The organism is Frankia sp. CcMO1 (assembly GCF_977945845.1).
Genome location: NZ_CDWTMG010000162.1, coordinates 1 through 10,906, shown reverse-complemented (window position 1 = coordinate 10,906; position 10,906 = coordinate 1). Strand labels below are relative to the sequence as shown.

The following is a 10,906-nucleotide window of genomic DNA, read 5'->3' as shown; positions in this document are numbered from 1 at the left end:
CGCGTGATCCGAGCCGGGGCGAGACGACCGGCCCCATGCCGGCAGCCGACGGACCGTCCGGCCCGGAGGCCGCGCCGCCGCCGTTCGCGGCCTCGTCAGTGCCCGCTCGGCCGGGAACCGTGAGCGGCATTCCGGTCCGGTTGATGAGGTCGGCCTGTCGGCCCAGGTCGGACTCGATCTGGGCGAGCCGGTCGAGCATCTCGGAAGCGTCCCCGTCGCGCTCACGGATCGTGCGCAGCGCGTCCATCAGGGTCAGCCACTGGTCCCGACCGACGGTGATCTGCTCGGCGAGGCGGTTGGCCGAGTAGGCCGGAAACAGCCGTTCCGTGGCGGCGGCGATCTGCTGGACCTCACCGGGGTTGAGCCGGCCGGGCTTGCGCCGGATGTAGTTGACGACGTCCTTGATGCTGATGATCGTCACTCCGTCGAGGGCGCCGTCGCTCCACAGGACGTTGGCCTCGACCATCACCAGGATCGGACTTATCGGGATCTTAAGCATCGGCAGTGCTGCGCGGATCTGGTTGCGGACCTCGCCACCCAACCAGGCGGTGCGGTCGATCGGGGGCTTGAGTGACTCTCCGTCACAGGTCGCCCCACCCTTCTTGTACCGCACGGTGCCCTTGTTGTTGTCGCTGCTGAGCACCATCACCCCGCCGGGCCCGACCAGGAGGTGACCGATGGTCGCCTCGGAGTAGGGGACGGCCCGGTCGTGCAGGATGACGTACCCTTGGCGGCGCAGCCGGGCGATGGCGCGGGCGGTCCTGCGCTCCGCCTCGGCCCCCTCGCGCAGCGACTCGACGTCGGGGGCGGTCCCGAACGAGGCGATCACGATCCCGGCCGGCCAGGCGATGAAGACCAGCAGGAACACGACGACCGCGACCGTGGGCAGCCCCAGGCCGAAGCCGATGACGAGGGCGAGAACGAGTCCCACCAGGGCCGAGCGCACCGCGGTGCCGGGTACCTCGCGGCTCAGCTTGTCCCGCCGCACGAGTGCCTGGTTCTCCCTGGCCCGGAGGTACTCCGTCTGCAGGGAGTGTCCAGGGCGGCCGACTCGGGTCATCGTCGGCCGGGTGATCGTCGCCATCGTGCCCACCATGTTCGCAGGGTTGTCGTTCGCGGAGTTGTCGTTCGCGGGGTCGTCAACGTCGGTAGGGCCCGTCCGCTGGGGCACGCCGGGCGTCGTCAAGGCATCGCTGGCACCGGGCCCATGCACAACGTGAAGGTGGCGAGCACCGCGGGACACACGATCGCCCGGTCACCGTGGGCGAAAGCTGTCCTTATGGTGCGTCGAAGCACCTGCCGGCACAAGGGTGGACCTCGTCGGCCCGGGAGGCTCCCGGCGGGGGGAGCGACGTTCCGGGATGGCGGGATCCGGGGCGCCGTGGTAGTCGTGACGGTGCGAGGCGTTGCGTGTTGGTTGGGCGTCTGCCGCTGAACGTAGCAGTCTCGTGCACCTCGCGCGGACGATCGGGCCTTTGGGCCCCTTAGCTCGGGCCGCTCGGACCACATCGTGGCAGGGTCGACGGTGAGCGGGTTCGCTGTCGGCCTCATAGTGCCCCTACGCCCGGGGGTGGGGACCCAGCCAGGCAGGTTGGCCGGGAGGTGGGACCGGACCCGCCCCTACGGTGGCGCGGGCCACTTGTCCGGGTGGCGTGAGCCACTCGTCCCATACGTTGCTGGTCGGTACGAGCAGGCTCGCCCGCGATAGTGGGTGCCAGATGGAGGATGCTGTGAGAATTGCGATCGGTGGAGCGATCACGCTGATTGCTCTCGCGGTTGCCGGGCGCCGGGTTTTCTGGCTGTTCCGGCTGATCAGGTCCGGCCAGCCGGCCGAGGGCCGGCTCGACGACCTGCCGACCCGCGTCTGGACGGAGATCAGCGAGGTCGGGGGGCAGCGCAAGCTGCTGAAGTGGTCGGTGCCCGGGGCGGCCCACTTCTTCACCTTCTGGGGCTTCACGATCCTGCTGCTGACCGTCATCGAGGCCTACGGCGGCCTGTTCGACGACGACTTCCACATCCCGGGATTCGGGCACTGGGCGGCCATCGGCTTCCTCGAGGACTTCTTCGCCGTGGCGGTCCTCGCCGGCCTGGCCGCCTTCACGATCATCCGGTTGAAGGACGCCCCGGCGCGGCTGGAGCGCAAGTCGCGATTCTACGGCTCGCACACCGGGCCGGCCTGGGTCATCCTCGGCCTGATCACCGCCGTCATCGTGACACTGTTGATCTGCCGTGGCGCCCAGTACAACACCGGCAACCTCCCGCAGGGCCAGACAAAGTGGGCCTTCGCGTCCTACGCCGTGAGCCACATCTTCTCCGGCCTCTCCCACGAGGTGAACGAGGGCATCGAGACGGCCTTCCTACTGCTCAACATTGCGGTGATCATGGGCTTCTCGGTGCTGGTGGTCTACTCGAAGCACCTGCACATCGGCCTGGCTCCGATCAACGTCGTGCTCAAGCGCCAGCCGGTGGCCCTCGGCCCGCTGGCCACCACCCCCGACATCGAGAAGCTGATGGAGGAGGACGAGCCGGTCGTCGGCGTCGGCAAGGTCGAGGACTTCTCCTGGAAGGCCATGCTCGACTTCGCCACCTGCACCGAGTGCGGGCGGTGCCAGAGCCAGTGCCCGGCGTGGAACACTGGCAAGCCGCTGTCACCGAAGTTGTTGATCATGGATCTGCGTGACCACCTCTTCGCCAAGGCGCCCTACCTGCTGTCCACCGAGGGCGCGGCGGAGGGCGAGGAGGCGCCGAAGGCGGTCACCGGGATCGCCGAGGACGCCTCCGACTCCCACACCGTGCACCATGTGCCCGAGTCCGGCTTCGGCCGGGTGCCGCAGCCCGGTCAGCCGCAGGTCGACCGGCCGCTGGTCGGCACCGAGGAGGAGGGCGGGGTCATTGATCCCGACGTCCTGTGGTCGTGCACCAACTGCGGCGCGTGCGTTGAACAGTGTCCGGTGGACATCGAGCATGTCGACCACATCGTCGACATGCGTCGCTACCAGGTGATGATCGAGTCGGCGTTCCCGTCCGAGGCCGGCGTCATGCTGCGCAACCTCGAGAACAACGGCAACCCGTGGGGCGTCTCGCCGCGGACCCGCACCGAGTGGACCGAGGGCCTGCCCTTCGAGGTGCGTGTCCTCGGCGACGGTGAGCAGATCCCCGACGACGTCGAGTACCTGTACTGGGTCGGCTGCGCCGGGGCGATCGAGGACCGCGCCAAAAAGGTCGCGCGGGCCTTCGCGGAGCTCCTGCACACCGCCGGGGTCGAGTTCGCGATCCTCGGTACGAACGAGTCCTGCACCGGAGACCCGGCGCGCCGGCTCGGCAACGAGTACCTGTACCAGGAGATGGCCAAGGCGAACATCGAGCTGCTGAACGCCACGGGCGTCAAGAAGATCGTTGCCACCTGCCCGCACTGCTTCAACAGCCTCGCCCGGGAGTACTCGGCTCTCGGCGGTCAGTACGAGGTCGTCCACCACACCCAGCTGCTCGGCAAACTGGTCGAGGAGCGCAAGCTGGTGCCGGTGACCCGGGTGGAGTCGTCGGTCACCTACCACGACCCCTGCTTCCTCGGGCGGCACAACAAGGTCTACACCCCGCCGCGGGAGATCCTGGCGGCAATCCCGGGCATCCGGGGCCAGGAGATGCACCGCTGCAAGGACCGCGGCTTCTGCTGTGGTGCCGGCGGCGCGCGGATGTGGATGGAGGAGAAGATCGGTAAGCGGGTCAACGTGGACCGGATGGAGGAGGCCCTCGGCCTCGACCCGGACGTCGTGTCCACCGCCTGCCCGTTCTGCATCGTGATGCTCACCGACGCCGTCACCGAGAAGAAGCTGAGCGGCGAGGCGAAGGACGGCGTCGAGGTGCTCGACGTCTCCCAGCTCCTGGCCCGTTCGCTGGCGCCGGCGGCGCCAGCGGCTCCGACCGAGGCGTCCGCCGAGCCTGTCGGCTAGATTGTGCCCTTGCCTTTCCAGAGGGATAAATTGAACATGAAACCCTCTGGAAAGGCAAGGAAGCTGAAAGGCAAGGAAGTCAGCCTGGGGGGATCTCCCCGTTCGGGACCGGTGCGCGGGTGAAGTCCCGGTAGGCCCTCGACGGAGTCGGGCCGCGCTGGCCCTGGTAGCGCGAGCCGTAAATGGTCGAGCCGTACGAGTGCTCGGCCGGCGAGGACAGCCGGAACAGGCAGAGCTGGCCGATCTTCATGCCGGGCCAGAGTTTGATCGGCAGCGTCGCCACGTTCGACAGTTCCAGCGTGACGTGCCCGGAGAAGCCGGGGTCGATGAAGCCCGCCGTCGAGTGCGTGAGCAGCCCGAGCCGGCCGAGACTCGACTTCCCTTCCAGCCGGCCGGCGAGATCGTCGGGCAGGGTGACGATCTCCAGCGTCGAGCCGAGGACGAACTCGCCCGGATGCAGGACGAACGGCTCGTCGCCCTCCGGGGCGATGAGCTCGGTGAGATCCTCCTGCTCGAGAGAGGGATCGATGTGGCTGTACCGGTGATTGGCGAAGACCCGGAACCAGCAGTCCAGCCGTAGGTCGATGCTGGACGGCTGGATGAGGCCAGGGTCGTGGGGGTCGAGACGGATCCGGCCCGTGGCGATCTCGGTCCGGATGTCCCGGTCGGACAACAGCACGTCCCGGACGTTAGAGCATGAGCGGTTGATCTTCACCCTCTACCCGGAGGTTGATCTTCACCGTCCACCCGGAGGAGGACGGAGCCGCGTGGAAGAGTGAGACGGAGCGTGACCCGGGTAGGAGGCACGTGGCCGGTCGATGAATACCCGGCCGGACGGGTGGGTGCTCCCGGGGAAGGCTGGGGCGGAAGGGACAGGCGGGACGGATGCTCGGGCTACCCGATCACATCGAGGCATGTCTGTTCGACCTGGATGGCGTGCTGACGAACACTGCGACGATCCACGCGGCTGCGTGGAAAGAGATGTTCGACGATTTCCTGGAGAACTGGGCCAAGCGGTCGGGAGGGCCGTTCGTCCCCTTCGACCTCGAGCATGACTATGCCGAGTGCGTTGACGGCCGGCCCAGGATCGACGGAGTGCGAGCCTTTCTCGACGCCCGTCACATCAGGCTTCCCGACGGAACACCGGACGACCCGCCGTCCGCGCTCACCGTGCATGGGCTGTCCAACCGGAAGAATTTCCTCCTGCTGGAACGGATTAGGAGGGACAGTGTGGACATCTACCCCGGCTCGGTGACGTACCTGCGGGAACTGGCCGCGCGGGGGATCCCCCGCGCGGTCGTCTCCTCCAGCGCCAACTGCGCCGAGGTGTTGAAGGCGACCGGGCTTGACGCCCTCGTCGACGGAGCGGTGGACGGCGTCGTCGCCGCCCGTGACCATCTCGCCGGAAAGCCAGCGCCCGACACCTTCCTCGCCGGCGCCCGGCTGCTCGGGGTGCCGCCGCGGCGGGCGGCGGTGTTTGAGGACGCCCTGGCCGGCGTCGAGGCGGGGCGGGCCGGCGGGTTCGGCTGGGTCGTGGGGGTCGACCGGGTAGGGCACGCCGCAGCGTTGCGCGCCCACGGGGCCGACATCGTGGTAAACGACCTGGCGGACCTGCTCGGCCACGGCTCCGGACCCGGCCCCGCGTGATCGACAAAGCGTCTTATCTGATTGAGCCGTGGTCCATCCAGGAGTCCGGTCTCGACATCTCCGATCTGGGCCGGTCCGAGTCATTGTTCGCCCTGTCCAACGGCCATATCGGGCTCCGGGGAAACCTCGACGAGGGCGATCCGCACGGCCTGCCGGGCACCTACCTGAACTCGGTCCACGAGCTGCGGCCCCTGCCCTATGCCGAGGCCGGCTATGGATATCCCGAGTCCGGCCAGACGGTCATCAACGTCACCAACGGCAAGGTGATCCGTCTACTCGTCGACGACGAGCCGTTCGACATCCGCTATGGCGATCTGCGGTCGCATCAGCGGGCGATCGACTTCCGGGAGGGCGTGCTCCGGCGGGACGTGGAATGGGTCTCGCCGGCGGGGCAGACCATCCGGGTGCACTCCGAGCGGCTGGTGTCGTTCTCGCAGCGTTCCATCGCGGCCGTGTACTACGAGATCGAGCCGGTGGGCGACCCGGCGCGGATCGTCATCCAGTCGGAGCTGGTGGCCAACGAGCAGCTGCCGGCCTGGCACGGTGACCCGCGGGCCGCGGCTGCGCTGGAGTCGCCGCTGCGGTCCGAGCGCCATCGGGCGAGCGGCACGATGGTCGAGCTCGTCCACATCACCCACCGCAGCGAGATCCGTGTCGCCGCGGCCATGGACCACGAGTTCGCCGGGCCGGACTCGCTGGGTGTCTCCTCGGAGAGCGAGCCGGACGCCGGCCGGGTGACGGCCACGGCGGTGCTTGCCCCGGGCGAGAAGCTACGGATGGTCAAGTTCATCGCCTACGGTTGGTCGGAGCAACGGTCCCTCCCAGCCCTGAGGGACCAGGCCGCCGCGGCGCTGGTCGCAGCGCGGCAGACCGGGTGGCCCGGTCTCGTCGGCGAGCAGCGGCAGTACCTGGATGCCTTCTGGAAGCGGGCCAACGTCGAGGTCGACGGCGACCCGGAGGTGCAGCAGGCCGTTCGCTTCGCGCTGTTCCACGTCCTGCAGGCCGGAGCGCGGGCCGAGCGGCGGGCGATCCCGGCCAAGGGCCTGACCGGCCCCGGATACGACGGGCACGCCTTCTGGGACTCCGAGTCGTACGTGCTCCCCGTCCTGACGTACACCGCGCCTGACGCGGCGGCCGACGCGCTGCGCTGGCGGTACGCGACTCTGCCACTGGCCAGGGAACGAGCCGATCTGCTCAATCTGAAGGGCGCCGTCTTCCCCTGGCGCACCATCCACGGCGAGGAGTGCTCCGGGTACTGGCCGGCCGGGACGGCCGCCTTTCACGTCAACGCCGACATCGCCGACGCGGTCGCCCGCTACGTCACCATCACCGGGGACGAGCAGTTCGAGCGCACGGTGGGGCTGGAGATCCTGATCGAGACCGCCCGGCTGTGGCGGTCGCTGGGACATCACGACCTCGACGGCCGCTTCCGGATCGACGGTGTCACGGGCCCGGACGAGTACTCGGCCATCGCCGACAACAACGTCTACACGAACCTGATGGCGCAGCGGAACCTCGTGGCCGCGGCGGACGCCGCCCGCCGCCATCCCGACCGGGCCGCCGAGTTGGGCGTGGATGCCGAGGTCACGGCGTCCTGGCGGGACGCGGCCGAGAACATGTCCATCCCCTACGACCCCCATCTCGGCGTCCACCCGCAGTCCGAGGGATTCACCGAACACCAGGTCTGGGACTTCGCGAACACCGCGCCCGAGCAGTACCCTCTGCTGCTGCACTTCCCGTATTTCGACCTCTACCGCAAGCAGGTCGTCAAGCAGGCGGACCTGGTCCTGGCGATGCAGCGCCGGGGTGATGCCTTCACGATGGACGAGAAGATCCGCAACTTCGCCTACTACGAAGCTTTGACGGTTCGGGACTCGTCACTGTCGGCATGCTCCCAGGCGGTGCTGGCCGCTGAGTGTGGGCACCTGTCGCTCGCCCATGACTACCTGCGCGAAGCCGCCCTGATGGATCTGCATGACATCGAGCACAACACCGGAGATGGGCTGCACATGGCCTCCCTCGCGGGAAGCTGGATCGCCCTCGTCGAGGGCTTCGGTGGGCTGCGTGACGGCGGTGAGGTGATCTCGTTCGCGCCGCGGTTGCCCGAGGGACTGACCAGGCTGGCCTTCGGGCTCTGTGTCCGCGGGCGGCACCTGCGGGTGGAGGTCTCCGACTCGACGGCGGTCTACACCGTCCCCGCGGGGCCGGCGATGACGTTGCTGCACCACGGCAAGACCGTCCGGGTGGTTCCCGGCCAGCCGGTCAGCATGGAGGTCCCGCCGACGCCCGTCCTGGAACGGCCGAAGCAGCCCCCGGGTCGGGAGCCGCTGCGCTTCCTGCGCCTGCCGGGGACCGGCGGCCGCTCCGGTGTGGGTGGGGGCGCTGGTGGGGGCGCCAGTGCGGGTGGGGGCGTCGGTGCCGGCTCAGCCACCAGCTTCGGCATCGCCCCGGCCAGCGATCGTATCGGTCCTACCGGCCCAAGCGGTTCCGTCAACAGCATCGACGGCTGACTCCGGACGCGCCGGACGGCCCGGGGCCCCACCCGACCCGGTCCGTCCAGTACGATGCGAATGCGCTACGCGGGCGTAGTTCAGAGGCAGAACACGAGCTTCCCAAGCTTGCAACGCGGGTTCGATTCCCGTCGCCCGCTCCACTCTGGGTGGGTTGTGTCCGCGCGGGGGCGGACCTTGTCGTTCCGCCATGCCTCCCGGGGGGCCGAGCCCGGCGAAGAGCTGCTCTGCGCCCATCGGCGTCTCGTGGACGAACATGGCGAGGACCTGCGGGAACACCACCCGAGGGCGGAATGTCGGTGGTGGTCGCTACAGTGAGCGCGGCCACGGCGTCGATCTCGGATCGTGTCCGCTGGCCGGTGTTCGCCGCCGTACGGGAGGTCGACGGGATGAACGTGGCGAAGGCGGTCCGGTGGGTGATCCCGGGTGATCCAGAGACGGTGCGTGACCGGGTGATGGTGCCGGCGCGGTCGCTGTGGCGCCGGGCCTGGACCCGGCGCGGCATCGATATCACCTCGTCCATGACGACGAGGTCGTGTCTCGTCGTCGCACCACACCCCGACGACGAGACGCTGGGCTGCGCGGTGGCCATCATGCGTAAGCGGGCCGCAGGCACCCCGGTCACGGTGGTGATTGTCAGCGACGGCTCCCGCGCGGAGCCGGTGACGCTCCCGCCAGCGGAGTTGATCGAGGTGCGCAAGGCGGAGACCCGCCGGGCCTGCGCCTTGCTGGACATCGACGAGTCCGACGTGCGCTTCCTCGGTTTCCCCGACGCCGAGCTCTCCGACCGGATCGACGCCATCGCTGCGCGGCTCACCGAGCTCATCGAGACCCTCGCGCCCGAGCAGATCCTGGCGCCCACCTCGTGCGAGGGGCACCCGGACCACGACGCGACCAACGAGGCGGTGCGCCGAGCGGTCGCCACCACCGGTTATCGCGGCCAGGTGCTCGAATACACCGTCTGGTTCTGGACGCACTGGCCCTGGACCTTGGGCTATACGGGACGGCGGGCTGGTCGGCTGAGCGTCTGTTCGTCCAGCCGGTCCGCCGGTTGCGGGAACGCCGTCCGCTGCTCGTGGACGCCCGCGGCTTCCGGGCGCGGCAGCGCAGGGCCCTCGCGGAGCACGCCACCCAGGTGGGGGAGGACGACGCGGCGTCCGGCGCCGCCACCCCGGTGACCGGTTCCCTGCTCGCGACCCTGGGGAGTCGGTACGAGGTCTACGTCGCCGCGGGGGCGCTGCGGCACCTCGACTTCGAGCGGCGGTGGCGGGCCGGCCACCAGGCACGGGGCAGCCGGTAGCCAGCCTGCGGGCGCCACCTCAGGGCCGGGCGGCGGGCCAGCGCCGGTGGCGGCGCCGTTCCCGGGACAGGTCGGGGTATAAACCGTCGGCCGCGTGGCTCGGTCCGGGGTGTTGCTGCCGGTTCCGGGTGCCGAAGTGCGCGATGCCGCGCCAGTATGCCTCGACCTTGCGGCGGGCGATGGCCGAGGGCTCGATCTCGACCACGCCGAGACGACCCCGGGCCCCGAACGCGCTCGCCCGCGCGGGGTCGAGCAGGAACGGCGCCAGCGCATCCGCCAGCGCCACCGGATCGCCGGCCGGTACCGAGGATCCGGCCTCCCACCGCTCGACGAAGGGCGCGGCTCCGGCCCGGGTCGTGGTCACCACCGGCCGGCCGGCCGCCATCGCCTCGACGGCCGCGATCGAGAAGCTCTCGAAGCGGCTCGGCACGGCGACGACGCGGGCCCGCCGGTAGACGTCGCGGATCTGAGAACCGGACAGGTGCCCGGTGAACTTGACGTCCAGCTCAAGCTGGCGGGCCCGGTGGGCCAGCCACTCGCCCGAGGGCACCCCGTTGATCTCGCCCGCCGAGCGTCCCGCGAGCACCAGCCGGTGCGCCACCCCCGCGCCACGAAGGCGGGCCGACGCGTCGAGCAGCACATCCACGCCCTTGTAGGTCTCGAGTCGGCCCACGACGGCGACTGTCGGCGTGGTGCCGGCGACGTCGGGTATGTCGAGCCACGGCTCGGCGTCGAACGGATTGGGAATCACCTCCACCTCACGGTCACCCAACCAGCCTTGCTCCCGCAGCGTGTCGACGAGCAGCTGCGACGGTGAGGTGACCACGGCGGCCCGGCCCGCCGACGTCCGGTCCAGCCGGTCGGCGACCAGGCCCTTCAACCCGACCGGCTGGCCGGAAAGCCTGACCGTGAGCATGGTCGGGCAGTGGAGGTGGATGGCGAGCGGCGTGGAGCGACGCATGGCCTGGATCAGACCGCGGGTTTCCCCGTCCTGGGTCTCGATCACGTCTGGTCTGAGCCCGAGTTGACGCATCCATAAGCTGTAGGACAGCGGGAGGCTGGCCCGCAGCGTCAGCGAGTCACGCGGGTACAGGGGTCCCCGGAGTTGGGCGCCGAGCTTTCCCAGCCCGCGGCTGACCGGCACCCGCAGTAACGGGCGCCGGTGGACGTGCACCCCGTCCTTCACCGAGCCGACGACCTGACGCCCCTGGGCGCACAGCACGTGGACGTCGTGGCCGAGTTTCGCGAGTGCCGTGGCCAGCGCCGCGGTGTAGGTGCCCGCGCCGTCCCAGACGACGGGCGGGTACTGCTCGCAGAAGAAGAGAATGCACAGCGCCTGGGCAGATCCCAATGACTCCGCCACGTGTCCCCGATTCCACCGTGCCGTAATGGGAGAGTAAGACTAATAGCGTAAATACGCTACTCCACGGGGGGAGTGACGTCTTTATGGTTCCGCGGGCCCGGGGGGAATCGAGGGAAACGGGCTCTTCGAAGTTAAG

General features: G+C 69.5%; 8 protein-coding genes and 1 tRNA gene. 6 read left to right on the top strand and 3 right to left on the bottom strand.

The genetic code is table 11. The features are described 5' to 3' along the window. The coding region (locus AC08OU_RS17345; protein WP_476605329.1) for a nuclease-related domain-containing protein at positions 1 to 1,084 on the bottom strand (1,084 nt) is incomplete at its 3' end. A 646-nt stretch (positions 1,085 to 1,730) separates the two neighbouring features. On the opposite strand from AC08OU_RS17345, the gene AC08OU_RS17340 reads away from it, so the two are divergent. Continuing rightward, the gene (locus tag AC08OU_RS17340; RefSeq protein ID WP_476601341.1) at positions 1,731 to 3,950 is read left to right on the top strand and encodes a (Fe-S)-binding protein; all 2,220 of its coding nucleotides are present in this window, start codon (positions 1,731 to 1,733) and stop codon (positions 3,948 to 3,950) included. A gap of 79 nt (positions 3,951 to 4,029) precedes the next feature. Here AC08OU_RS17340 and dcd read toward each other — a convergent pair whose 3' ends face one another. After that, on the bottom strand, positions 4,030 to 4,629 hold the full coding sequence (gene dcd, locus AC08OU_RS17335; RefSeq protein ID WP_462188612.1) for a dCTP deaminase: 600 nt from the start codon (positions 4,627 to 4,629) through the stop codon (positions 4,030 to 4,032). Positions 4,630 to 4,835: 206 nt separating this feature from the next. On the opposite strand from dcd, the gene AC08OU_RS17330 reads away from it, so the two are divergent. The 5 genes from AC08OU_RS17330 to AC08OU_RS17310 all read left to right on the top strand — a co-directional run bounded on the left by AC08OU_RS17330 (position 4,836) and on the right by AC08OU_RS17310 (position 9,407). Next, a complete protein-coding gene (locus AC08OU_RS17330) occupies positions 4,836 to 5,597 on the top strand; it encodes a beta-phosphoglucomutase family hydrolase (RefSeq protein ID WP_462188611.1) in 762 nt (253 codons plus the stop codon). After that, the gene (locus AC08OU_RS17325; RefSeq protein ID WP_476601342.1) at positions 5,594 to 8,107 is read left to right on the top strand and encodes a glycoside hydrolase family 65 protein; all 2,514 of its coding nucleotides are present in this window, start codon (positions 5,594 to 5,596) and stop codon (positions 8,105 to 8,107) included. Before AC08OU_RS17330 ends, AC08OU_RS17325 begins: the two co-directional genes overlap by 4 nt. A 69-nt stretch (positions 8,108 to 8,176) precedes the next feature. Further along, positions 8,177 to 8,250: transfer RNA gene (locus AC08OU_RS17320), tRNA-Gly, on the top strand. 171 nt (positions 8,251 to 8,421) lie between these two features. After that, a complete protein-coding gene (locus AC08OU_RS17315; RefSeq protein WP_476601343.1) occupies positions 8,422 to 9,285 on the top strand; it encodes a PIG-L deacetylase family protein in 864 nt (287 codons plus the stop codon). After that, positions 9,243 to 9,407, top strand: a complete 165-nt coding sequence (locus AC08OU_RS17310) for a hypothetical protein (RefSeq protein ID WP_476601344.1) — start codon at positions 9,243 to 9,245, stop codon at positions 9,405 to 9,407. The genes AC08OU_RS17315 and AC08OU_RS17310 overlap by 43 nt, the downstream gene beginning before the upstream one ends. A 19-nt stretch (positions 9,408 to 9,426) precedes the next feature. On the opposite strand, the gene AC08OU_RS17305 is transcribed toward AC08OU_RS17310, so the two are convergent. Beyond that, entirely contained in the window at positions 9,427 to 10,770 is a 1,344-nt protein-coding gene (locus AC08OU_RS17305) for a glycosyltransferase family 4 protein (RefSeq protein ID WP_476601345.1), read from the bottom strand. Positions 10,771 to 10,906 lie beyond the last annotated feature (136 nt).

What these genes read in the sequence shown, in the direction of transcription:
- AC08OU_RS17330 (WP_462188611.1), top strand. Translation starts at nt 4,836, where the DNA reads ATGCTCGGGCTACCCGATCACATCGAGGCATGTCTGTTCGACCTGGAT.